This window comes from Salirhabdus euzebyi, assembly GCF_014207435.1.
Classification (GTDB): Bacteria; Bacillota; Bacilli; order Bacillales; family Alkalibacillaceae; genus Salirhabdus; species Salirhabdus euzebyi.
Window position 1 is genome coordinate 22,986 of the sequence record NZ_JACHGH010000018.1, and the last position, 25,079, is coordinate 48,064.

Annotated in this window: 27 protein-coding genes; 6 read left to right on the forward strand and 21 right to left on the reverse strand. The window is 36.0% G+C overall.

The annotated features are described in order from the left end of the window. Positions 1-8: 8 nt before the first annotated feature. From HNQ94_RS18720 to HNQ94_RS18790, 15 genes are all read right to left on the reverse strand, one after another. Positions 9-425, reverse strand: a complete 417-nt coding sequence (locus tag HNQ94_RS18720; RefSeq protein ID WP_174497775.1) for a stage V sporulation protein AB — start codon at positions 423-425, stop codon at positions 9-11. After that, complete coding sequence (locus HNQ94_RS18725; protein WP_174497776.1) at positions 415-1,029, reverse strand: stage V sporulation protein AA; 615 nt, start codon at positions 1,027-1,029, stop codon at positions 415-417. The genes HNQ94_RS18720 and HNQ94_RS18725 overlap by 11 nt, the downstream gene beginning before the upstream one ends. Before the next feature lie 224 nt (positions 1,030-1,253). Beyond that, positions 1,254-2,009 (reverse strand): RNA polymerase sporulation sigma factor SigF, encoded by a 756-nt coding sequence (gene sigF / locus HNQ94_RS18730; RefSeq protein WP_174497777.1) that lies wholly within the window; start codon positions 2,007-2,009, stop codon positions 1,254-1,256. A gap of 12 nt (positions 2,010-2,021) precedes the next feature. Then, complete coding sequence (spoIIAB, locus tag HNQ94_RS18735) at positions 2,022-2,462, reverse strand: anti-sigma F factor (protein WP_174497778.1); 441 nt, start codon at positions 2,460-2,462, stop codon at positions 2,022-2,024. After that, a complete protein-coding gene (spoIIAA, locus tag HNQ94_RS18740) occupies positions 2,459-2,812 on the reverse strand; it encodes an anti-sigma F factor antagonist (RefSeq protein ID WP_174497779.1) in 354 nt (117 codons plus the stop codon). Before spoIIAA ends, spoIIAB begins: the two co-directional genes overlap by 4 nt. Before the next feature lie 494 nt (positions 2,813-3,306). After that, on the reverse strand, positions 3,307-4,473 hold the full coding sequence (locus HNQ94_RS18745) for a D-alanyl-D-alanine carboxypeptidase family protein (RefSeq protein WP_174497780.1): 1,167 nt from the start codon (positions 4,471-4,473) through the stop codon (positions 3,307-3,309). Between the two features lie 193 nt (positions 4,474-4,666). Then, positions 4,667-5,971, reverse strand: coding sequence for a pyrimidine-nucleoside phosphorylase (locus HNQ94_RS18750; RefSeq protein ID WP_174497781.1), 1,305 nt, complete (start codon positions 5,969-5,971; stop codon positions 4,667-4,669). Between the two features lie 28 nt (positions 5,972-5,999). After that, the gene (locus HNQ94_RS18755; RefSeq protein WP_174497782.1) at positions 6,000-6,824 is read right to left on the reverse strand and encodes a purine-nucleoside phosphorylase; all 825 of its coding nucleotides are present in this window, start codon (positions 6,822-6,824) and stop codon (positions 6,000-6,002) included. A 58-nt stretch (positions 6,825-6,882) separates the two neighbouring features. Further along, the gene (gene deoB, locus HNQ94_RS18760; RefSeq protein ID WP_174497783.1) at positions 6,883-8,061 is read right to left on the reverse strand and encodes a phosphopentomutase; all 1,179 of its coding nucleotides are present in this window, start codon (positions 8,059-8,061) and stop codon (positions 6,883-6,885) included. Between the two features lie 200 nt (positions 8,062-8,261). Continuing rightward, positions 8,262-9,149, reverse strand: a complete 888-nt coding sequence (gene xerD / locus HNQ94_RS18765; protein ID WP_174497784.1) for a site-specific tyrosine recombinase XerD — start codon at positions 9,147-9,149, stop codon at positions 8,262-8,264. 4 nt (positions 9,150-9,153) lie between these two features. Beyond that, a complete protein-coding gene (locus tag HNQ94_RS18770) occupies positions 9,154-9,372 on the reverse strand; it encodes a DUF4227 family protein (RefSeq protein WP_174497785.1) in 219 nt (72 codons plus the stop codon). 251 nt (positions 9,373-9,623) lie between these two features. Then, positions 9,624-10,106, reverse strand: a complete 483-nt coding sequence (gene fur / locus HNQ94_RS18775; RefSeq protein WP_174497786.1) for a ferric iron uptake transcriptional regulator — start codon at positions 10,104-10,106, stop codon at positions 9,624-9,626. A gap of 108 nt (positions 10,107-10,214) precedes the next feature. Next, entirely contained in the window at positions 10,215-10,856 is a 642-nt protein-coding gene (gene spoIIM, locus HNQ94_RS18780) for a stage II sporulation protein M (protein WP_174497787.1), read from the reverse strand. Between the two features lie 179 nt (positions 10,857-11,035). Continuing rightward, the gene (locus HNQ94_RS18785; RefSeq protein WP_174497788.1) at positions 11,036-12,214 is read right to left on the reverse strand and encodes an endonuclease Q family protein; all 1,179 of its coding nucleotides are present in this window, start codon (positions 12,212-12,214) and stop codon (positions 11,036-11,038) included. A gap of 6 nt (positions 12,215-12,220) precedes the next feature. Then, positions 12,221-12,763: an NUDIX domain-containing protein gene (locus HNQ94_RS18790; RefSeq protein WP_174497789.1), complete on the reverse strand. Its 543-nt coding sequence runs from the start codon at positions 12,761-12,763 to the stop codon at positions 12,221-12,223. Positions 12,764-12,902: 139 nt separating this feature from the next. Here HNQ94_RS18790 and HNQ94_RS18795 point away from each other — a divergent pair, with 139 nt between their 5' ends. Next, a complete protein-coding gene (locus tag HNQ94_RS18795; protein WP_174497790.1) occupies positions 12,903-13,823 on the forward strand; it encodes an aldo/keto reductase in 921 nt (306 codons plus the stop codon). A gap of 58 nt (positions 13,824-13,881) precedes the next feature. On the opposite strand, the gene HNQ94_RS18800 is transcribed toward HNQ94_RS18795, so the two are convergent. Then, positions 13,882-14,661: an alpha/beta fold hydrolase gene (locus HNQ94_RS18800; RefSeq protein ID WP_174497791.1), complete on the reverse strand. Its 780-nt coding sequence runs from the start codon at positions 14,659-14,661 to the stop codon at positions 13,882-13,884. A 150-nt stretch (positions 14,662-14,811) separates the two neighbouring features. Here HNQ94_RS18800 and HNQ94_RS18805 point away from each other — a divergent pair, with 150 nt between their 5' ends. Then, complete coding sequence (locus tag HNQ94_RS18805; RefSeq protein ID WP_174497792.1) at positions 14,812-15,621, forward strand: hypothetical protein; 810 nt, start codon at positions 14,812-14,814, stop codon at positions 15,619-15,621. A 47-nt stretch (positions 15,622-15,668) separates the two neighbouring features. Here the strand turns inward: HNQ94_RS18805 and HNQ94_RS18810 are convergent, their stop codons facing one another. The 5 genes from HNQ94_RS18810 to HNQ94_RS18830 form a co-directional block, all read right to left on the reverse strand. After that, positions 15,669-16,649 carry a quinone oxidoreductase family protein gene (locus HNQ94_RS18810; RefSeq protein WP_174497793.1) on the reverse strand — a complete coding sequence of 327 codons (981 nt, stop codon included), beginning with the start codon at positions 16,647-16,649 and terminating at the stop codon, positions 15,669-15,671. A 3-nt stretch (positions 16,650-16,652) separates the two neighbouring features. Then, positions 16,653-17,192 (reverse strand): GNAT family N-acetyltransferase, encoded by a 540-nt coding sequence (locus HNQ94_RS18815; RefSeq protein WP_174497794.1) that lies wholly within the window; start codon positions 17,190-17,192, stop codon positions 16,653-16,655. 312 nt (positions 17,193-17,504) lie between these two features. Then, entirely contained in the window at positions 17,505-18,254 is a 750-nt protein-coding gene (locus HNQ94_RS18820) for a hypothetical protein (protein ID WP_174497795.1), read from the reverse strand. Beyond that, the gene (locus HNQ94_RS18825) at positions 18,244-18,753 is read right to left on the reverse strand and encodes an RNA polymerase sigma factor (RefSeq protein WP_246200081.1); all 510 of its coding nucleotides are present in this window, start codon (positions 18,751-18,753) and stop codon (positions 18,244-18,246) included. Before HNQ94_RS18825 ends, HNQ94_RS18820 begins: the two co-directional genes overlap by 11 nt. Before the next feature lie 80 nt (positions 18,754-18,833). Next, positions 18,834-20,048, reverse strand: coding sequence for a Y-family DNA polymerase (locus tag HNQ94_RS18830; RefSeq protein ID WP_174497802.1), 1,215 nt, complete (start codon positions 20,046-20,048; stop codon positions 18,834-18,836). 238 nt (positions 20,049-20,286) lie between these two features. Here HNQ94_RS18830 and HNQ94_RS18835 point away from each other — a divergent pair, with 238 nt between their 5' ends. The 4 genes from HNQ94_RS18835 to HNQ94_RS18850 all read left to right on the forward strand — a co-directional run bounded on the left by HNQ94_RS18835 (position 20,287) and on the right by HNQ94_RS18850 (position 24,847). Then, complete coding sequence (locus HNQ94_RS18835; RefSeq protein WP_174497796.1) at positions 20,287-20,610, forward strand: hypothetical protein; 324 nt, start codon at positions 20,287-20,289, stop codon at positions 20,608-20,610. A gap of 199 nt (positions 20,611-20,809) precedes the next feature. After that, positions 20,810-21,748, forward strand: coding sequence for a type I pantothenate kinase (gene coaA, locus HNQ94_RS18840; RefSeq protein ID WP_174497797.1), 939 nt, complete (start codon positions 20,810-20,812; stop codon positions 21,746-21,748). 239 nt (positions 21,749-21,987) lie between these two features. Continuing rightward, complete coding sequence (locus HNQ94_RS18845; protein ID WP_174497798.1) at positions 21,988-22,680, forward strand: response regulator transcription factor; 693 nt, start codon at positions 21,988-21,990, stop codon at positions 22,678-22,680. Next, the gene (locus HNQ94_RS18850) at positions 22,658-24,847 is read left to right on the forward strand and encodes a sensor histidine kinase (RefSeq protein WP_174497799.1); all 2,190 of its coding nucleotides are present in this window, start codon (positions 22,658-22,660) and stop codon (positions 24,845-24,847) included. The genes HNQ94_RS18845 and HNQ94_RS18850 overlap by 23 nt, the downstream gene beginning before the upstream one ends. Positions 24,848-25,079: the final 232 nt, after the last annotated feature.

The following is a 25,079-nucleotide window of genomic DNA, read 5'->3' on the forward strand; positions in this document are numbered from 1 at the left end:
CTCTAAAATCATTTTACAAATACAAGCCATTGAAACATGGAGCCAAATATTTTACCTAAGACAATTGCCATTAATAGCCACAGAATTTGTCCTTCCAATTTAATCCGCTTTGCTAAAATCGGAAATACATTTAACACTTCTGTTAAAGCAGCAGCTAGCATTCCGATAAAAATGCCATGGAACAAGCCCCATATTACCTCCAATAGTATAGGGGCATGTAAGGAGAAATCACCAAACGATAGTAACGTACCAAACAATACCCCTGCTACTACACTTGTTTCAAAATGTTGAACAAACTTATTGGTTTTACTTAACTGTACTAACCTTGGTATAAGTCCCAAAACGGTTAAAAATGCGACAAATCCAGCCCCAACAGCAAGCCCAGAAGCAAATCCAATAATGATTTCTACTACATTAATGATCATCTTTTTTACTCACTTCGTTTTCATGCATAATAACGTATTGATCCAAGTTTTGTTGATAATTATGCATCTCTACTTCTAAAGGGCTTGGTTCCTCATTTATTCGTTTCTTAAAAACATGATTAAAAAATAATATCATCCCTAATCCAAGGCCAATTGAGTAAGGAATCTGCAACCAAAACGGATACTTATTTTCTTGACCTGTCAGCATATAATGAAGCCGCTGTTGCACCTCTTGCATACTAACATCATAATGAAAATTCATTATCGCCATAGCCGCACCAATAAATAATAATAGCCAGATAAAACTAACTACTAAAAAGTTAGGTTTTTTCGTAAACTCTGATAAAACAGCAATGGTTTGATTCGGTCCAACTGGCTGAAATTCTAAATTTGGATGCTGATCTTTTAGCTTTTCAATAACAGTAAAAATATCAAAAACCACTATGTTTTTATCTTCTTTTTTTACTTGATAAATAAAACTCTTCTCCAAAAGATTTTTCCAATTCTCGTTTGCAGAAAGGTATGCTATATCCTTTAACAAGATTTTTTCGTCTTTTGGTATGTTGATTTTGTTTTTTAGCCTAATATATATTTGGTCCCCCATAAAACACTCCTCCCATTTATGAGAAGTTTTGTTTATTATGTGTAACTATCCCTTCCTTCATGCGTTTATAAGAAGAGACTTTTGACGGCTTATTATCTTTGTAAAATAGATATGGACAGCGTTAAATAATTTCTCCTTTGTCTGCAATAACTCGTACGCCTCAATAATTTTTATAAACAAAAAAAGGATGTCTTTTTAATTGACATCCTTTTTCTTCACAACTATTAGGTTTTCATTTGATCACGTATATTATTCAAGATTTTCTTTTCTAGTCGTGATACTTGTACTTGTGATATTTCCAATCGTTCTGCAACCTCTGATTGTGTTTGATCTTTAAAATACCGTAAATAAATAATTAAGCGTTCTCGATCATCCAGATTACGTATAACTTCCTTTAATGCAAGCTTATCAAACCATTTTGTATCTTCATCAGACATTTGATCTAAGAGCGTAATTGGGTCGCCATCATTTTCATAAACCGTTTCATGTATGGAGTGGGGAGACTTAGATGCTTCTTGTGCAAAAATAATATCTTCGGCTGATATTTCCAACGCATCCGCTAACTCTTGAATCGTTGGGGATCTACCAAATTCCTTAGTAAGTTCATCACGTTTTTTTCTTATCTTATTACCTGTCTCTTTTAATGATCTACTAACCTTTATACTCCCATCATCCCGAATAAATCGTTGTATTTCTCCTATTATCATCGGGACAGCATAAGTGGAAAAGCGAACATCATAAGATAAATCAAATTTATCTATAGACTTTAAGAGACCAATACAACCAATTTGAAATAAATCGTCCGCATCATAGCCACGATTTAAAAAACGTTGTACGACGGACCATACTAAGCGTGTGTTTTTTTCCACAAGAAGATCTCTCGATAATTGGTCTCCATGTTGACTGTCATATATAAGTTTTTTTACTTCTTTGTCGGACAACTGCTTGTCCTTTTTGGAATGTTTCAAATCCACATCCATTTACATATCCCCTTAGTTACACAAGGTTTGACTATTTTGGAAATGTTTTTTCAATCGCACAGTCGTACCACTGTCTTTAGACGATTGAACGTCAACCTCGTCCATGAAATTCTCCATGATGGTAAACCCCATTCCAGAACGCTCTAATTCTGGTTTTGATGTATATAATGGCTGTTTTGCTTCTTCTAAATCATCAATCCCGATACCTTGATCACGAATTTCTAGCTCCACATAGTTGTCATACAGCACACAGTGAATATACACTTTACCTTCTGGGTTATTTTCATAGCCATGTATGATGGCGTTCGTAACTGCTTCTGATACAACCGTCTTAATTTCTGTTAATTCATCCATTGTAGGATCGATTTGTGCTATAAATGATGCAACTGTAACTCTTGCAAAGGACTCATTTTCACTTAACGCTGAAAATTCAAGGCGCATTTCATTTCTCATGACGCCACCCCCAAACTTCTCAGCGCAAATTCTTCGTTTTCTTCTAAACGAACAATTTTAAATAGGCCAGATAAATCAAATAACCTCTTTACAGCAGGGGAAACAGAGCATACAACCATTTCTCCTCCAAATTGTTTAATTTCTTTATATCTACCTAGCATTACTCCTAGACCAGAACTGTCCATGAAACTCAATGTTTCCATATTGACAACTACGTGCTTAATATTTCCTTTTTCGATTTCACCTTGCCATTTTGCTTTTAAACTTTCAGAAGTGTGGTGGTCTAATTCACCAGATAACCTGACAAGTAGTACATCATTTTTACTTTCAAATTGTACAGAAAGACTCAACCTAGTTTGCCTCCTTTTTCTTGTGCTTCGCTTGAGTCTTTCTATTTTTTTATGCCCTATTCCTGCTTAATGACAAAAGTAGTGATTATTCGTCAAATAAAGAGGTTCTAACTGGAACAAATCCTTGTCCTCATTTAAATTTTTATAAAGACTGTATTAAAAGTATTATTATTTTCACACAAAATACTTAAACTGCGACGTAATTAGTGAGTGCTATACGACTGCTTCGGCAGAATACTTCGCGCACCTTAGGGCACGGCCTCAGCCTCCTCGCGGAATACCGCTTCACTGGGGTCTTCAAACACGTGCTGTCCCGCAGGAGTCTATGTATTCTGCCTACGCTAAAAGTGAATTTCGGGCAGTGATGCTCATCATAAAATTGTTTATTTGTGGGATGTCTTCTCTCTTGTACAAGGCGCCGGACTTCCACTCATCTTGTAAAGGATGAGCGGAGATGTAAAGGTTATGTCGCAGTTTCTATCATAAAGTAACCGTTAATTTGCTTTATTAAAGTTTGCCATTGCACGTTTCATCAACGTCCATACGTTAGCTGTCTTCACGTCTTCATTCACAATAAGAGCGGTTTCTGACATGACTTTCCCATTAACTTTCAATTTCATTACACCTACCTGTTGCCCTTTTTCTAAAGGCAACGAAATATTGTCGTTGTATTCAAGTATTTCTTCTTGACTCTCAATTTTTTCACCATTTTTTAATAGAATGGACACTTTGTCTCCTGTGACAACATCAACTTTGTCTAAATTACCTTTTAATATCTTTAATTGATCAATTACTTCAAAGCGTTCGAACATAGGTTCAGAATGGTATTGTTGAAATGCATAATCTAACATCTTTGATACATCAGCATTTCTTTTCTTCGTCGTATCTGCTCCCATCACAACAGCTATTACTCTCATATCATCTCTTTTAGCAGTAGCAGTGAGACAGTATTTTGCTTCACTCGTATAACCCGTTTTCAACCCGTCGACTCCATCATAAAATTTCACTAATTTATTCGTATTAACGAGCCAAAATTCATCTTCTGTACCTTTGCGTAAATAGTCATCATAAATGCTTGTATATTTCGTTATTTGTTCGTGTTTTAGCAATTCCTTTGCCATAACAGCCATATCATGTGCTGTACTGTAATGATTTTCTGCTGGGAGACCTGTTGTATTGGCAAAGTGTGTATTTTTTAATCCTAATTCTTTCACTTTTTCATTCATTTTCTTCACAAAAGCTTTTTCACTACCAGCAATTCTTTCAGCGAGTGCTACAGATGCATCATTACCGGAAGCAACGGCAACACCTTTTAGTAAATCTTCAATCGACATTTCTTCTCCAGCCTCTAAGAAAATTTGTGATCCTCCCATTGAAGCTGCATATTCACTTATTCTTATTTTTTCATCTAACGTAATTTTTTCACTCTCAAGAGCTTCCATAATTAAAATTAACGTCATTACTTTTGTCATACTTGCAGGGGGAAGTTGATCTTTAGCATTTTTTTCATATAAAATTTTACCTGTATCTTTTTCCATTAAAATTGCAGATTTTGAATTTTCTGCTAGGTCAATTTGTTCGGTTTCTTCTGCTTGAACAGGCAAACCAATTGATGTCACTAATAACATTAATAATGAAAGTATTGAAGCTATTTTTTTCATGTAATTCCCTCCATTCCAGTTGTTTCATATTTTTTCCAACATTGCACGAAATTATAAGTATAAAAAAAACTTTTCTTTTTTCATCAAGTAAGAAAAAATATGAAAAATAAAAATCCTGACAATTGTCAGGATTTTCTTTTCTACCACTTCTATTATGGGAATGTATAAAATGCTTTATACAAATATAAGAGAATTACTGTGTAACTACTCCATATATTAATGTTGGTGCCACCACTTCATTATCCACTAGCGTAATATTTTTATATAATTTTTCTTTTATTTCTTCTACATCGGAGCTGTTTGCATGTATCGTTAAAAGCGATTCGCCTTGCTTCACATGATCCCCAACTTTTTTATTTAAGACAATACCAACACCTAAATCAATTTGTGATTCTTTCGTTGCTCTTCCTGCACCTAACATCATTGCTGCGTGACCAATTTCATCTGCAACCATTTCACTAACATATCCTTCTGTTTTTGCAGGTAAATCAAATGAATATGTAGCTTGTGGCATTAGTTTTGGATTATCGACTACTTTTTCATTTCCACCTTGTGATTTTAAGAAAGTACGGAATTTATCTAATGCTTTGCCATTGTGCATATTTTCTATTAATTTTTCTCTAGCCTCTTCTAGTGTGTTTGCTTTCTTCGCTAACACGACCATTTGGCTACCAAGTATTAAGCATAGTTCCGTTAAATCTTCCGGTCCTTTTCCTTGTAAAGTTTCGATTGCTTCCTCCACCTCAAGTGCATTACCAATTGCTCTTCCTAATGGTTGACTCATATCACTAATGACAGCCATTGTCTTTCTTCCAACTCTATTTCCAATGGATACCATCGCCTTAGCTAGTTCTTTTGCCTCTTCTTCCTCTTTCATAAACGCACCTGCACCCGTCTTCACATCTAACACGATTGCATCTGCACCAGCTGCTATTTTTTTGCTCATGATGGAGCTTGCAATCAATGGAATAGAGTTTACGGTCGCCGTTACATCACGTAGACTATAAAGTTTTTTGTCTGCAGGAGTTAAATTACCTGACTGACCAATAACAGAAATTTTATTTTTATTTACTAAATCAATAAACTGATTTTTGTCTAATTCCACATGAAAACCTTCAACTGCCTCAAGTTTATCGATAGTACCACCAGTATGACCTAGGCCTCTCCCACTCATCTTCGCTACAGGAACATCTAAAGAGGCAACTAAAGGGGCTAAAATAAGAGTCGTTGTATCCCCTACTCCTCCAGTGGAATGCTTGTCGACTTTCACCCCTTCAATAGAAGAAAGGTCAATGGTATCACCTGAATTGACCATCGCCATCGTTAAATGAGCCCGCTCTTCTTCCGTCATATCTTGAAAAAATATAGCCATACAAAATGCACTTGCTTGATAGTCTGGAATTTCACCATTTGTGTAACCGTTTATAAAAAAGTCAATCTCCTCTTTTGTTAATGCCTGACGGTCTCTTTTTTTTGCAATAATATCGTACATTCTCATTACTTAAAGCCCCCTTTAACAGCAGCTGTTAATTAGTTTCTGGTAATGTTTTTACGATTTCCTTTACGAAATCTAAAAAGTTTTGTTTAACCTTTTCCGTTGTTTCTATTACTTCATCATGTGAAAGTGGTTGATCTAAAATTCCAGCTGCCATGTTAGAAATACATGAAATTCCTAACACTTTTAGCCCAGCGTGGTTGGCGACAATGACCTCAGGAACGGTAGACATTCCAACAGCATCTCCACCTAACGCACGAAGCATTCTTATTTCAGCTCCCGTTTCATAAGAGGGACCTGTATTCCCTACGTACACACCTTTTTGTAATTTTAAGCCAAGCTTTTCCGCACACTTTTCACCATGTGCCAAAAGCTGTTTAGAATAGGCTTCCGACATATCAGGGAAACGGGGTCCTAATTCTTCATTATTTGGTCCAATCAAAGGATTGGTGCCCATCATATTTATATGATCATGTATTAACATTAAATCTCCTGGCTCAAAACTTTCATTTATTCCACCGGCTGCATTCGTTACAACTACTTTTTCTACCCCAATTTCCTTCATCACTCGAATAGGAAAGGTTACTTGCTCCATTGTATAGCCTTCATAAAAATGAAAACGCCCCTGCATCGCAATAACTGCTTTTCCTGCTAAAGTACCAATAACTAATTGTCCTTTATGACCAGCTACTGTAGATTGAGGAAAATGAGGAATTTCATGATAAGGAATTTCTGTTGCTTCTTGGATCTCATCTGCTAATACGCCAAGACCAGAACCTAATACAAGTCCTATTGTTGGTTGCTTTCCTTTTAATTTTTCCGATATAAAGCTTGCTGCATCTTTTACATTTGTCACAGTTTATTCCCCCTAAAGAATGTGTGTAATTACTTGTATTTTATTATGGAACAAATTTCTATTGAATGTCTGTCAAAAAGCTCTTTCCGTATTTTGGTAATGGCACTTTATAATTTTCTGCTATTGTTGCACCAATATCGGCAAATGTTTGTCTTTGCGTTAGTTCTTTTCCAACATCAATTCCTTTATGGAATACGAGAAGTGGAACTAGTTCTCTCGTATGATCTGTTCCTGGATGAACAGGATCATTTCCATGGTCTGCCGTAATGATTAATAAATCATCGTCGGTGATTTTGTTTAAAATTTCTGGAAGTCTCGCATCAAATTCTTGTAAAGCTTCTCCATATCCTTGAGGGTCACGTCGGTGTCCATATTTTGCATCAAAATCAACTAGGTTTAAGAAATTCAAGCCATGAAAATCCTTATCCATGGATGCCACTAGCTTATCTACACCATCCATGTTGTCCTTTGTGCGAATTGTTTCCGTAACTCCTTCATTATCGTAAATGTCGGATATTTTTCCTAACGCAATGACATCTAAATTGTTATCCTTTAACTCATTCATAACTGTACGTCCGAAAGGCTTTAATGCATAATCATGTCTATTGGAAGTGCGCTCAAATGAACCAGGCTTACCGATAAAAGGTCTAGCAATAATTCTTCCAATCATATACTTTTCGTTTTTCGTTAATTGTCTTGCTATTTCACAAATGTGATACTGTTCATCTATCGATATGATTTCTTCATGTGCTGCTATTTGGAGTACCGAATCCGCAGAAGTATAAACAATTAAAGCACCTGTTTCCATGTGCTCCTGTCCTAGTTCTTTCATAATTTCAGTACCCGAAGCAGGTTTATTTCCGATTATTCTTCTCCCCGTTTTCTCCTCTAGTTCACCAATTAAATCTTGAGGAAAGCCATCAGGAAAAGTTTGAAAGGGCGTGTCAATATGTAAACCCATGATTTCCCAGTGGCCAGTCATTGTATCTTTACCATTTGATGCTTCCTGCATGGTTGTGTAATGTGCTTGTGGCTTATCTGCTTTTTGAATTCCTTTTATTTCACGAATATTACTCAGCCCGAGCTTGCCCATGTTTGGCATATGTAGACCATTCATATGCTCCGCTATATGTCCCAGTGTATCAGCTCCAACATCATTAAATTTTTCTGCATCCGCTGCTTCACCTATTCCTACTGAATCTAAGACGATTAAAAAAGTTCTCTTGAACGTTTTCATCTTCATCCCTCCTATAATATGACATTCCCTATTTTGTAACGAATTATGATATTTTACCATTTTAATTATGTGTTAATATGTAAGCCACTTCTTAAAAATCACCTAGCACTAAAAATTGAAGGCTGCAATTTTTTTAAAAAATAAACTTTGCTGAAAGTAAAATAAAGCCCCCTTTTATTTAGGAAGCCCTAAGCTGGTGACTAGGCTCTTGGATGGAAGTTTCGGTATACATCCTTAAGTCTTGCCTTTGTCACATGGGTATATATTTGTGTTGTAGAAATATCAGCATGTCCTAACATTTCCTGAACTGCTCTTAAGTCTGCCCCATTTTCTAATAAATGTGTTGCAAAGGAATGTCTCAACGTATGGGGAGTAATTTCTTTTTCTATTCCTTTTTCCTTTGCAATTCCTTTTAATACCTTCCAAAATCCTTGTCTAGACATTGGTCTGCCATGGTGGTTTACAAATAACGCTTCTTCTCTCTTTCCTTTTAACAACTTTGGACGAGCATCTTCCATATAAAATTGAACAGCTTTTTCGGCATGGGATCCTAACGGTACAATTCGTTCCTTAGATCCTTTTCCAAAACAGCGAATAAAACCCATTGTCAAATGTAAATCACTTAGTGTCAATGTCAACAGTTCTGTTACCCGCAATCCTGTAGCATACATAACCTCTAGCATCGCTCGATTTCGATGTATAAATGGATCATTTCCTTCTAAATCTAGTAATAACTCCACTTCTTTGTTCGATAAAACCTTTGGTAGCTTGCGTTCTTTTCTAGGCGTTTCTATATGTAAGCTAGGATCTTTATTTATGTTATATTCTCTTACTAGAAATTGATGGAAAGCTCGAATCGTTGATAAAAATCTAGAAATGGTTGCGGTAGAGCGCCCTAATTGATATTGATGACTTAAAAACTGCATAATATGTGTTCGCTGAACGTTACTTATGTCTTTTAGTTCACATTTGTTTGTCAAAAATGCTACGTATTGTTTCAAGTCTCTCTCGTATGATAGTAATGTGTTTTTTGAGAGTCCTCGCTCAATCGTTAAATAATGTAGAAAGTCTCTCGTTTCATCTCGCATTTGTTTACTCCCCTAATCGGAAAAAGATAGATAAACGATCTACCCAATTATCTTCCTCCAGTTCGAATACTTTTACAGCATTTCCTTCTGGTTCATCATAACGATGAAAATTTTCATATTCTTCATGCATCATTCTTAAACCAAAGTAAAAGAAAAAAGTACTAACAATAAAGATAAGAAATACTTTCAAAAATTCTTTACATAATTGATACCATTTCGTCATTGGCCTGTTCCCCTTCTAAATCTGTTAAATGATGACTTAGTACAAGATATGCCAATTTCAACGATATTTATACTACTTTTTTCCTTCACTCAAAACTACCGTAACTGATTTGTTCATTTTTGTAAATAGAGTAGAATTACTTTATTGACAATATAGAGTAGCTCGGCTCAAAGACATCACATAAATGCCTTATACTTTATAGGCACAAAAAAACCTTTTTTCAGCTTAGAAAAAAGGTTACATTTCAACATTTATAAACTTTTTGCTTTCTCCGATTCCTCAGCATTTTCCACTTCACTCGTTTGACATTTTCGACATATGCCATGGAAGGTTAAACGGTGATCCTTTACTTGAAATCCCCAATCCTTTTCCACGATTTTTTCCACATCTCCAAGTAGATCCTCCACAATTTCTTCTACAGATCCACATTCAATACATACTAAATGGTGATGGAAATGCTCTGCGCCTTCTTTTCGCAAATCATACCTAGACACACCATCGCCAAAATTTATTTTATCTACCACTTTTAATTCCGATAATAATTCTAATGTACGGTATACAGTAGCTAATCCTATTTCTGGTGCTTTTTCTTTTACGAGGAGGTATACATCTTCCGCGCTTAAATGATCCTCTTCATTTTCTAATAACACAAGAACCGTTGCTTCCCGCTGTGGGGTTAGCTTATAACTTTGGGAATGTAGTTGTTTTTTTATCTTTTCCAGACGGTGTTCCATGGGTCTGCTCCCTCCCTCGTAACTCCTCTTAATTATAAGCAGACACGGAACAAGTGTCAAATTAAAATCATTATAATCTAATCTAAATAATTATTTTAATCTAGCTAGTTAAAACGCCCAATTAACAACTAATCTCATTGTATGTGGTGATAAGAAAGTCTCCACAATGGATGCAACTAAGGTAATCACTAAAACAACGAGAAAAACAGAAGAATATTGCACAAAATGTTTTCGAATTGGCTGATGATACGTTTTTGTTACAAATAGCCTTCTTATTAAATGGAGGGAGAATATCATTGCAAAACTTCCAGCAATCAAGTATGCCGGAATAACAAAAATGTTCTGAGGTGCAATAGATGCTGATGCCATGAGAAGACCAAACCATCCTATTTGATTCACTAAAAACCCAACAGAAAAACCTATAACAATTCCTTTCATAAAGATGAAAATCCAAATGATAGGAATACCAATAATAGACAATCCGAGAATAAATATAAGTAAAATATATTTAAAATGATAGAAGAAGCTTGATTGAAATAAATCCTGTTCATGTAGTAGAGAACCCTCTTGTACTTGTCCAAAAAATTGATGGAGGTAAAAATATAAATCTTGCTTTTGAATGAAACTCATACTATTGACGATCACTGCACCAAAGATAACTCCGATGAGAAATAGAACAAACATAAATAAATAAATACTACTATATTCAGAAACTTTAATTTTAGAGCCAATGTTTTTTTTCTTAAGCATGAAAATCCTCCATTCAACTGGTCTATGAGAGTAACTAGCCTGTCGCCTGCTCTATTGCGAAAGGCATAAATTACTCTATTATCTATTTACTGTTACTCTATGAACTAGAAATAAAAAATAGACCAAAAATGAAGAATTAAAATTGTCAGGAAAAACGAAAGCCAAATACAAGGAAAACTCTATTTTTGTTGCATGGAAACTTTCCCGTATTTTCCGCCTCCTCCAGCTTCAAATGAAAGTTCTCCTCTTCTCATCGAGACAATCATTTGTACAATATTTTCCTTAACTGCAGCTCTCAGCTCTTCCTTGGACGCTTTATGAAGGATGTACATTTCCGTACCAACGATGTCTAGCAATTTTTCTAATGTTTTTACCCCTAATCCTGGTAAATATTCCAGTGGGACTTGATGTATATAGTCAGGGCGTTCCCTGTTACTTGTACCAGAGCTAGCTAGCTCCGTAATCCTTTCAGAAACACCCTTGATAATGGTCTTATTTCCACAATGAATACAAGGACCCCCATAGCTAGTCTCTAGTAAACATTCCGCACACACAGTAGTAAAATATTTCCCTAGTACAGGGTTCATACCATAATTGGCTAATACTTTGCGCCCTGCCTTCTCTCCTAAGGCAAGTCGAAATTCCTTAAAAGTTGCCTCATTCATTCTAATCTTCTGATACTCTCTTGCAATTTTTTTCAATGAATGAGCATCTGAATTTGTCAAAAAGGTATAGGCGGACAGTTCCTGAATTTGATCGGCCATCGTAGTGTCAGAACTTAATCCAAGCTCTACAGCATCAATCAGTGCTGGGTCAAACACTTCTTGAAGGGTCTTTTTTACACCCTTTCCGTATAGACTTTTAAAAGGAGTAAAAACATGTGCAGGAATAAATAATCCCTTTAACCTCTTTACTATTTCTTGAAGCTCCTTTGCAGTCCCATACATTCGTTGAGAACTAAGAGTTATATTTGTTACCCGTGTACTAAACCAATTCGTAAATAGCTGCATTTTTTCTAAGTTTGGGAAAAAGCAAAGTATATGTATAGGGCCATAGCAGTTGGAGTCATATATTTCTACCTCTGATCCTAAAAGAAGAGTCACGTCTTGAAAACGCACACCACCTTCTTCTAATTCAAACGCTTCTCCATTCAAAATAAGCTGTTCCAACTCCTCTTGAACAGCAGGTACATGTGCATCAATAATCCCAATCATATCGAGTCCTTTTCGTTTGGATGCCTCTACTAAAATGTTTGTAAGGGTAAGGTTTTTAGAAGCCGTGATTTTAACAGGCTTTCCATACATCGTACTTCCTATATGAATATGTAAATCAGCAAAATATTCTTTCCACACTGTCATAGGCTATTACAGTCCTCTAGTCTTTAAATATAGAATGGCATAAGCCGTTTTGGCATCGTATATTTTCTTTTCTGCAACCATTTTCTCCGCTTCCTCTAACGAACATTCCATTATGTCTACAAATTCGTCTTCATCCGGTGTCAATGGGCTTTCTACCTTTTTTAAATCCTCTGCTAAATAAATATGAATGATTTCATCCGCAAAGCCTGGCGAAGTATAAAATGCCGTTACATATGAAAGCTTTTCAGTTGTATAGCCTGTTTCCTCTTCTAATTCTCGAAGTGCTGTTACCTCAGGCGCTTCCCCTGGCTCTAGCTTTCCAGCCGGAATTTCTACTATACTCCTTTCTAAAGGTTTTCTATATTGTTCTACCAACATAATTTTCTTTTCCTTCGTTATTGGTATAACAGCTACTGCACCAGGATGTTTTACCACTTCTCGCTTCGATTGTTTTCCGTTTGGAAGTTCTACATCCTCGTGAACGAGTGTGATTACTTTTCCCTTAAATATTGTTTGTGATTTTACTGTTTTTTCTTCAAACTTTTTCATGGTTTTCAACTCCTGTTTACAGTTTTTCTCTTTATTCCTATTTTATGAGACTATCTTAACATAGTTAGAAAAAATCACTACATTTGTCAGGGGGCAAGAGTATTCATTACAATAGAAGGAAAAGGAAAGGATGAGTTAGATGCAAAAACGGCAAGTAGGTTCATCAGATTTGTTTATTTCCGAAATATCCCTTGGTTGTATGTCCTTAGGAACGGATGAAAAAAAGGCACAAACCATTATAGATAAAGCACTTGATGCAGGAATTAATTATTTGGACACAGCGGACTTATATGATCAAGGTGTAAACGAATCAATCGTTGGAAAAGCCGTAAAAGGAAAAAGAGAGAACGTCATTATTGGTACGAAGGTAGGCAATCGATTTGAAGTTGGAAAAGAAGGATGGCACTGGGACCCTTCTAAAAAATATATTAAAGAAGAAGTAAAGGATAGTTTACGACGACTACATACAGATTATATAGACCTTTATCAATTGCATGGAGGTACGCTTGAGGATCCGATTGACGAAACAATTGAGGCATTTGAGGAACTAAAGCAAGAGGGGCTTATTCGATACTATGGCATTTCTTCTATTCGTCCAAATGTGATTCGTGAATTTATAAAGAAATCCAACATTGTAAGTGTCATGATGCAATATAGTTTATTTGATAGACGTCCTGAAGAAGAAGTGCTGGATCTTTTACATGAAAACAACATTAGTGTTTTAGCGAGAGGTCCACTAGCAAAGGGAATGCTGAGTAAGAAAGGATTAGCACAAGTTGAAACAAAAGGGAGAGATGGTTATTTAGATTATGAGTATGAAGAATTAAAAACGAGCACAGCAGCATTTTTGCACTTCGTTAATGAGGAGCGAACTCCAAATGCGATTGCCTTGCAGTATGTATTAAAACATCCTGCGTTAGCATCAGCTGTATTTGGAGCAAGCTCCATAAACCAACTCGAGGAGAACCTTACTTATTTAAACAGTAAGCCTTTGGATGATAATCTTTATAATCAGTTAAAGAAAATGACAAAACCAATTAAATATAATAAACATAGATAATAAAAACTCAAACAAGGAACTTTTCATGTTCTTTGTTTGAGTTTTACTATGTATATTCCTATTCACTTATGGTTGAGAGAAAACGTTTTATTTCAATAGTCGTAGCAATTGGGTGACTTATTGTAGGTACATGGCCTGCATCTGGAATCACAACCAGTTCTGCTCCCGGTATTTCAGTAGCTATTTGTTCTGCTGTTACAACCGGTACTAACGCATCGTTTTGCCCATGTACGATTAATGTAGGTACGTGTATGTTTTTTAATTGAGGAGTTAGATCAACTGTTGCATTTATTTTTAAAAGTTCAATGGCATCTTCCTTAGAAGCCCGGAGTAAAATGTTTTTTCCCCACCTTTTTATATGTGCTTCACCATTTGGCAAACATAAATCTACAAATGCATCAATATAACCGTGATAATCCTGCTCCAACTGATCAATGGTCATTTGTATGGCTTCTTTTGGAAAAGCAAATCCGAAGCCATCTACTAACACTAGTCCTTTCACCCTGTTTGGGTACTTAAGAGCAAATTGTAACACTACTTTAGATCCACTTGACTCACCTGCTAAAATGCACTCTTGAATTTCTAATTGATCAAGAACCTGTCTTAAATTTTCCACAAGCATATCAAGCGTAATTACGGTTCCCTTAGGGATAGGACTTTCACCAGATCCTAAGTGATCAATTGCGATACAGCGACGACTTTGTGATAATACCTCCAAAGGTTGTTCCCACAATTCCCAAGACCCTGTCCAACCGCCGTGTGCTACAAATGGAGTTTTCCCTTCACCATTTCCAAATGAGACTGCATGAATTAAATGTCCACCTGCTTTAACAAACATATATCTACCTCCCCGTTTTTTTCGTAGTCCCTTTAGTATATAAAATTCTGACAAATAAACCTATACCTTTTAGATAGTTTCTTAAGAGCTGAAACGCTTCTCCAACTAAAACGTCTAATTAGATAAAGTGAAGTGTAAAGGAGAAGTAAAATGAAAAGTATTAACGCTAAATTGTTAAGTGTCATTGGAGGCTTGATTTTATTAGCAGTCGTCTTTTATTTCTTATATTCTAATGTTTTCCCTTCTAACACCTCTGCTAGTGGAGAACCCGAGTCCAATCAAGTAGATAAATCGGAAAACGGATTACAACTTATCGCAACATTATCAGATATCGAACTTCAGCCAAACGACAAACTGGTTGTCGACGCTACCGTCAAAAACATTTCTGGGAAAGCACTTTCTTACAACGGACGGTGTGGAGTCCCTATTCATCTTTCAGTTCAAGCACCGGATAATAGTATGTATTTACTAAGCAACGCAGAAAACGAGGGCTGCCCAGATATTTATGACCCAAATGATATCGAAACTTTTCAATCAGAAGAAGAATTAACGAAACAAATGACCTTTTATCCTATCATCAAGGTGAACAATGCAACGGAGACAGATGCACCAGCCGGAGAGTATATGGTGACTATATCGTTTCGTTCAGATGAGGGGAATGCTTTATTAGTTGATGTCCCTATTGAAGTAAGTGATACAAATACAGACATCATTTCCAAACAAGAAGCTGTTCATGCGGCTAAGGCACATCCTGATGTCCAAAAATGGTTCTCGGAAAACGAAGAAATTGGGATAGAAGAAGAGGAACATTTTCTAAGTGACAATATATGGGCAATTGCTTTCCACACAAAAGATTTTTCCATGGAAGACACGTCGCCAACTGGAAAACGATTAGTTGTTCATGTGGATTCCAAAACAGGAGACGTGACGCACTCCTTCACCGAGGAATTTGATAACTAAATGAAGAATAGGAACGCAGTTGAATGCGTTCCTATTTATATATTCTACTAATTTTCTACCTTCAAGAGTACTTTTCCTGTACTTTTCCTACTCTCCACCCATTCATGGGCTTTCACTGCCTCATCTAAAGAAAATACTTTTCCTATCTGAATCTTTAATTGCCCACTTGCTAAAAAGCTTAGCACTTTTTCTGCCGTAGGGCGTAATAGGTGTGGACGTAGTTTTCGCGTTGTACCGAAGCTAAACCCGAGTACAGACCGACAGCTAGCATGTAAATCCTTCGTCAGAAATTGGCCAGGTGCTCCACCACTATTCCCAAAATGAACTAATCTACCATATGTGGCTAGGCACTCTAAACTCTTTTCTGCAATTTCCCCAGCGATAGAGTCCAAAATAACATTTGCTCCCTCTCCGTTCGTTAGTTCATTTACTCTCTTAGAAAAATCTTCTTCACTATAACAAATAACCTGATCTGCTCCTGCCTCTTTTGCAATTGGTATTTTCTCCTGACTACCAACTGTCCCAATGATTTGCCCCGCACCTAGTATTTTTGCCATTTGAATGGCCGTCGTTCCAACTCCACCAGCTGCTGCATGGACAACAACTGTTTCTCCCTTTTCTAACCTAGCAACATTGGCTAATAGTTTATAAGAAAGAAACGACACGATTGGGGATGCAGCAGCAGTCCCAAAATCAACATTATTCGGAAGAACAAATGTAAGATTTTCATCAGCAACTATGTATTCCGCATAAGAACCGGTAAGGGGGAATGCAATGACACGTTGTCCTACCTTTAAATACTCCACGTTCGATCCTATTTTTTCAATTGTACCAGCAGCATCAATACCTGGAATATACGGTAATTTTCCTCCTCCTTTGTTCCCAAACCTTGACTTAATATCAGCAAAATTCACACTTGCTGCTGCAACCCGAATTAAAACTTGCTGATCGCCTATTTTTGGCAAATCCACCTCTTGATATTGCATAACGTTTGCCGGACCAAACTCAGGAACTAATATAGCTTTCATCATTTATTCCCCCGTATTATCGATTTCAATCCAAAATCGTTTGATGACATTTCCATCCTCTTCAACAAAATCTGTATCTGGTTGACCACCATTATTTAAAATTGTTTTTGCAGAACCAATATTATCTGCGTCACAGACAACAAGTACTTTTTTTATCCCTAGTTCCTTTGTTTTCTCAAGGGATAGGGATAGTAACTTGGTTGCATAACCTTTTCTTCTTTCCGTTGGACGTATCCCATATCCAATATGCCCACCACTGTTCCGTAAATCCTCCGTTAAATCGTGACGAATATTAACAGCTCCTAAAACGCGCTTTTCGGCATTTACTAGCCAATAAGTAGAGTCCGGTACCCAGCCTTCTGGTAATTTCTCTCCTCTTTTAGATTCCTCTAAAGAGTGAAGCAATGCCTGGAAATTACTAGGATCCTTACTAATAACCCATGGAACCATAGGCTCCCCACTTGTTTTCCACTCGTAATAGAAATCTAAATATTGTTCCTTTAAATCTATTGTTGGCTCTGTTAAAAAGATATCTTTGTCCACTTTTTCAACCTCAATTCCTCTTTCTCGCTCGTATATTCCTAGTTTATTTTAATTTTTTCAAAAATCAATACAATTCTATTTACTCTTTACTTTAGAACAAAAGCGCAAGCGCCTTGCTCAGCCTAAGGCAGGCATAAGACAAGACCTGCCGTGGAGGCTTTTGCCACAGAAGGGATTGACTTATGTCCCGAGGGGGTAGGTGCTGGAGCTAGACGTGACTCCCCCGTGCAACTAACTTATCCACAAGTCTGAAATTTTATAATCTCCTAAGCAATAAATAAAAGAAGCTGCAAAGGCAGCTCCTCTTTATAATTATTTCAGTTCTTTATAAATCTTGATTAATTCGTTTTTATGCTCCTCTATTAACTCTTCACTAGGGTGAGTTTGTTCATTGTTCAAATACGTGTAACTGAGCTTATAAAATTGCTTATTCTCTTCCCACTCTAAAATTCGAGTATTTTGATTGATAATAAAATTCGCACTTACTCCACTCTTCAATTCTAACTTTTCCGAATCTATTTCTGGAACACTGTAACCATTATCAAAATTAGCTGATTCAAAAGTAATTAGATGAGTAATCCCAGCATCGTCTTTAAAATAATTAATCTCTAGTGATACTTTTTTTCCTTGTGGGTCCCAACTTCTAATCTTAACAGTTTCCCCATTTGTTGCTTCGATTGGCAAATAGGTTGGAAATTTAGATGGATAAGGTATAATCTGTTTAGTCAAATCCAAGGATATCGGCTTGTATGATGTATATATTGTATTGGAAGCCCCTTTATCCTTTTCTAACTTTGATACATCTAACATTTGATTTACGTTTGCGTTATTGTTTCCTGTATTTTCGAGTTCTGATAAAACTATAATTCCAATGAGAAAGAGTGTAACAAAACTTGCTAGGCCTACCACAAAACCTTTTCTCTTACCTCTAGTTCCTTTGGTGTAAGTGTTCTCCTGTTTTGTTTGTATGTTGTTCCACATTTCCCTTTTTTTCTGTTCACTTATTTGTGCTGTCTGCGGAAGTGATGGAAGCATTTTTTCTATAGAATCCTTATTCTTCAATTTTTTCCACCTTCCTTCTTAATGCTTTTAATGCGCGGTGGTAAGTTACCCTTACCTTATTTTCAGTCCAGTTTAAAATCGTTGCTGTTTCAGTAGTTGAAAATTCTTTCATTCCTTTGACTAGCAATACATCCCTGTAACTATCTTTTAAGCAATTAATTTGTTGAACTAACTCTTTTTCATCTTCCTTTAATTCAAAAATAGCCTCAGGGGTCTTAGGTTTAATTGTTGTAGATTCTCTTTCATATCGGATCAATTTACGTAGCTTCCTCCTGTTTCTTCTTGCCTCATCTATCGATACATTCCGAGCAATTTTAAAGAGCCACGTTTTTGGATTGGATTCTTCTCTAAAAGAATCAATACTATGTATGACCTTAATAAAAACTTCCTGAACTAAATCCTCTACTTCCGTAGAACCAGTATAGTAGACTAGGAAGTTATACATTTCATCTGCATACATACGAAACCATTGTTCTACTAGTTCGTCATTGTCTATCAATATTTCTCCCCCCTTGCAATTCTTGCTTTCTCTTCATATAGACGACCTCAACATTTCTTTCATTACACTTTTTTGTAACCTTATTCCGCAATATGTCCACCAACAAGTCCACTTCGATGAACTGCTGTTCCTGCTCTTGTGTAGGAAACAGCTCGTAGTAAAGACGCACTTCCGTATTTGTTCCGTATCCCGTCCATTGCGTTAGCCAGTGCTCGTTTTTTTTCTTTACCCTCATCAAATAAGCTTAACTGCATAACGTCATCGTCCTCGACATTTGATAGAGAAATGGATATTTTCCTTACTGTTTTTTGCTCATAAAATTCGTGGAATAGCTGCATACAAACGTTAAATAAGTCCGACGTTATGTTCGATGCATCAACCATCGTTCTTGAGCGATAAAAACCCCCACCATTTTCATTTTTACTATAACTTAAGCCCAGACTAACCGTTCTCCCAGCCTTTCCGCTTTCTCGTGCTCTTTTCGCTACTTCCTCACACATTTCCAAAATAACGTAGCGTACCTCTTCTGGATCTGTATAATCTCTAAGTAAAATTTGACTTTTCCCAAAGCTAATTTGTCCTTGTAAAATAGGGGCCCCAAGTTCAGAAAGATCGACTCCATTTGCATGATAAAACAATTGATTCCCCATCACACCAAATGTCTTTTCTAATCTTTGTAATGGAAATTTTGCAAGCTGTCCTACTGTTGTAATACCCATACGATTTAGCCTTTTTTCTATTCGTAAACCAATACCCCACATCTCACTTAATGGAGAAACAGGCCAAAGTTTTTTTGCCACATCCTCATATGTCCACTCTGCTACCCCGTGCTTTTTAGCCTCTAAATCCAAGCAAAGTTTTGCCATTAACATGTTCGGTCCAATTCCAACAGCAGATGGAATTTGAAAGGTTTCCATTAACTCTTCTCTTATCTTTTGGGCAATGTCCCATGCATCCCCCCAAATTTTTTCTGTTCCTCCGATTTCTAAGAAACTTTCGTCCACGCTGTACGTATGAATGGCTTCTTTTGGCACAAAGCGATGAAAAAGACGTGTAATTTCAACAGATATTTCTAAGTACATTTTCATTTGTGCTGTGACGACAACAATTCTTGGATCATCGGGAACTTCAAATAATCGGTTGCCTGTCCGAATACCAAATTCCTTTTTTAAAGCAGGTGAAGCTGCTAATATAACACTTCCCGGGCGATCAACATGTCCGACCACAGCAAGATAACAAGTCATCGGATCTAAACCACGGGCCACTGCTGCACAGCTAGCATAAAAGCTTTTCATATCAATACAAAGCACTTTTCTTTTTGGAAACACATTATAATCAATTACTGGATTTTCCACTTGAAAACCGCTCCTTTAAACTCCTCTAATTACACATTAAAATGATTTAGTTTTATTATGCGAATATATGTTCGGTTTTTCAAGTATATTTTTCTTCCATTTTTCTATAATATTCTCCATAGCTGAAACTTTCTTCTATTCCACCACGTAAATAAAACATAACAAAGGGGGAAACGGAATGAAGAAAATTCTAACGTTTATTTTAACACTTGGGATACTTGCCGCTGCAACGTATGGCATTTCTAACATGCTTCATCAACCATTTATAGATTTTGCTTTTTTAATTGGGATTTTAGGGATGATTGTCATTCGCTTTTTCAACTCTGCAGGTGGCTACACGAGTAAAAGTATGGATATGAGTATCCAGGGGCGAACAGGTATCAAAATGGAGCAAAATGACAGAAAATTCGAGCCTAATATTGCCTTTTATACAGCAATGGCCTATACGATTTTAACAGGGATTGTGACATTTATTCATTACAAAGACTACTTTTTTAATTGATGAATCGATTAAAGTTTATTATGATAAAGTGAGACTCCAATCAGTGAAGTTTTCCTTCCCTCACTGATTGGATGTGAAACTTATCGGGGTGTTAACGTCCATTACCGCCACACTTAGACAACCTTGAATTCTCCGGTCTCACAGTGGGTGTGTTTATGGAAAAATTACTCCGGGATAAAACTAAAAAACGAGGTTCATCATGGAAAAATATTCGCCGTACATGACATTTACAAAAGAAGAATGGGCAAAATTACGATTTAATACACCCATGACCTTAACAAAAGAAGAAATTAACGAACTACAAGGGGTAAACGAGCAGCTATCTATGGCGGTAGTCTCCAATGTTTATTTACCGTTAACACGTTTAATCAACCTTTATATAACAGCTTCTCAGCAACTACATACTGTTTCGGACACTTTTTTAGGAAAAAACACCTCAAAAGTACCTTACATCATCGGTCTTGCAGGAAGTGTTGCTGCTGGTAAAAGTACAGCTGCTAGAATTATACAAGCTTTGCTGTCAAAATGGCCGAATCATCCTAAAGTGGAAATCATTACAACAGACGGATATCTTTATCCGAACGCTGTTTTAGAAAGCAAAGGACTCATGAATAAAAAGGGGTTTCCTGAAAGCTATAATACGAAGGCACTTGTCGATTGTTTAGCAAAGCTAAAGTCAGGTGCAAAAGAAGTCCGTGTCCCGGTATACTCTCATTTACAATACGATATATTGCCTGGGCAATATAAGATAATCAATAAACCGGACATCGTGATTGTAGAGGGGATTAACGTTTTACAAACCCCAAAATTGGAAGGAAATACACTTCCTAGTATTTTTGTTTCCGATTTTTTTGATTTATCTATTTATGTAGATGCCAATGAAACAGACCTGTTACGCTGGTACGTTGAAAGATTTAAAAAGCTGAGAGGTACTGCTTTTAATGATCCTAATTCTTATTTTAAACGTTATGCAAACTTAAGTGATGAGGAAGCAGTAAAAACAGCAACTAGTATTTGGAATAATATTAACCAAATAAATTTAAAGAAAAACATCGAGCCAACCAAAAATCGAGCAGATATCATTTTAAAGAAAGAGCTAGATCATGAAATCACAACGATAAATTTGAGGAAACTGTAAAGAGCTTGGATCTTCCAAGCTTTTTTTATGGATAAAATCGGAAGAAAAATAAACTACCTTGAAAAATAATGTTGAGCAACATATGCATTCCCCACCAATCCTCGGTGGGCTTTTTTAATTCCCTTTTAAGAGGAAAGAAATCTACTATTCTTAAGAAAAAATTAAGAAAATAAATAGAGTAAATTTTCCTATTATCAAGTATACTTAACGTCGAATTGTATAGGAAAGAAGGTAAAGGAATGAAAGACGTCACTGTTTTGGTTGTGGATGACGAAAAAGAAATTCGTGATGCGATTGAAATTTATTTGCGGAATGAAGGTATGCATGTTGTGAAAGCCAAAGATGGGATAGAAGCAATGGAATTTCTAGATAAGTTTGATGTCCAATTAATTATTTTAGACGTCATGATGCCTCGCCAGGACGGGATTGCAACAACTTTTCAAATAAGGAAGGATAAAAGAATACCCATTATTATTCTCAGTGCAAAAGCAGAAAATACAGATAAAATATTAGGTCTGCAAATTGGGGCTGATGATTACATAACTAAGCCCTTTAATCCACTAGAGTTGATTGCTAGAGTAAAATCTCAAATTAGAAGATATGTAGAATTTGGGGTACCCATTAAACAAGAGAATACGATTCAATTAAACGGGCTCCTATTAGATCAAGATGGTAAACACATTGTTGTAAATGGAGATATGGTAAAGCTTACCCCTATCGAATATAAAATTGTAGAATTATTAATGCTTCATCCTGGGCGGGTTTTTTCAATTGACGAAATTTACGAACGGGTATGGAAAGAACCTGGCTTTAACGCTGAAAACACGGTGGCAGTCCATATTCGAAAAATTCGCGAAAAAATTGAAATTGACCCTAAAAACCCAAATTATTTAAAGGTGGTGTGGGGAATTGGGTATAAAATGGAAAAGTAAAAAAATCATTATCATTGCATGTATCCTATTCTCTTATGGACTTAGTGGAATTGGCTCTTTCTTTCTTAAAAGTGACGACTATTTAAACGAAGGTTATTTCTATACAGACGGTGGCATGAGTGATTTTAACATTTTCCTCCATCTTTTAGCAGGTAAATTACTTGATTTCACAAAGGAGGAGGCAGTAAACACCGTTTCCGTAAAGGATTATGAACTCCAAGACTACCGAATCCAGTTTGATCTAACTAACCAACTTGAATATATAAACGATGACTATCAATATCGTATCGAAGAGGCAAAAACAATTGGTGATGATCAGGCAATGACAGATTTACAAATTGAAAGAGATAATAAAATCCTTGAGTTTGAACGAATGATAAACGAAGATGACTATCTTCGAGAAAAAATAATGAAGGATAAACTACAAGAAATAGAGCAATTTTATGATAATTTAGAAAAAAATCAAGATGAATTTGTGAAATTTGAAAATATCATTAAGTATAAACTACGAAATACGGAAAGTGGAAAACTATATACTAATGTTAATGAGAATCGAGAAGGTTCTTTGCTGGAGCAAGTAGATGAAAAAAAAGTGGTTTACGCGAAAGAATACCCTGCACCAAAAAACGGATTACTAAATACTACTTATGATTTATCCCCGGCTTTAGAATTTGCTAGTGGTAGCTTTGAAGGAGAAATAGTGGTTGTAGGAACCGTCCCTGAAATTAACACCATTTTCCCTAATTATGGGATTTTCAAAACGAATCAAAAAACATTTTTTATCCATGTCATTAGTGGTATACTTTCATTTCTCATCAGTTTATTTTTGTTTAAAAAGGGATTACCTTTCCAGCAAACCAAAAGAAAATCATTTTTCCCAATTGATATTTCTATTGGCTTGTTGTTTCTAATAAGTGGTATTTCCTTACACTTGTTATACCAGACGAGCAATTTTGGTTATGGTCTACTCCGCTATATGCGAGCAGCAAATTATTTTATTATATTTGAATTTATTCCTATGATGCTTCTCGTCAGTATATCATTACTATTAGGAATAAAGATTGTAAGTAGATTGAAAAATTTCGGACGACTAGAATGGCAAAACAGTTTTTTAAATAAAGTTATCCAGACAATCAAAACAGTGATACGTATGAAGGGCTTTGCTTTTCAAATCATCCTATTGGTCTTCATCGTGTTTATTCTTGCTATTGGCCCTATTGCGGCTTATTCAATGGAAACGTACAATTGGACAATTGCACTGTTTTATTTTTTCTTTTTTATTATTGGTGTAGTCCCACTACTAGTTATATTTATCAGACAATCTAAAGATCTTTCAAACATTATTCACCACACTTCTCATTTGGTGAAAGGAAACTTAGATAATGATCTGTATCTTAAAGATAAATCACCTTTATCTAAACTGGCTCAGAACATTAATACATTAAAACAAGGTGTTATCGAATCGTTGAGTGAACAGGCGAAAAGCGAGAGATTGAAAACAGAGCTTATCACCAATGTTAGTCATGACTTACGTACACCTTTAACCTCCATTATTACTTACACAAAGTTACTGCAAGATGGAAATTTAACAGAGAACGAGAGCAAGGAGTTTTTAGCAATTATTGACCGGAAGTCGAAGCGACTTAACGTCCTAATTAATGACCTTTTTGAAGCATCAAAGATGGCGAGTGGAAATATTGAATTAAATAAAGAAACTGTTGATTTAATTCAATTAATGAATCAAGCACTTGCAGAAGAAGATATAAGTCAGGCACCACTACACTTTCGAGTCACTAGTCCTGATACTCCTATTTATGCTCATGTTGATGGTCAACGACTATGGAGAGTTTTCGATAATATTATCAATAATATTCTTAAGTACGCTTTAGAAAACACAAGAGTTTACATCACCGTATTACCAACCGATAGCGAAGTAACGTTTACATTTAAAAATGTGTCAAAGTATGAACTGAATGAAAATGCTGAAGAATTAACAGAAAGATTTAAGCGAGGAGATAAGTCCCGAAGTACAGAAGGTTCTGGCCTTGGTCTAGCCATTGCAAAATCGATTGTAGATTTACACAACGGGACCTTCGACATTGAAGTAGACGGAGACTTATTCAAATTAAAAGTTACACTACCTACCATTAAGAAGGATTTGTCATAATAAAAAATGCTCAGAATATAATCTGAGCATTTTTTTAACTAGGTCCTTATCTTAAAACTGTTGTCATTTATATCACAGTTGATAGAAACTGCGACGTAATTTAATGTGTCAGAATTCCACCGCTACGGAAATACACTACGCGCACCTTTGGCTCGCGCTGTCTCGTAGGAGTCTACGTGTATTTCCTTCCTTAGCATGTGCTTATCTTTAATGTACAGATGAATTTGGAAAA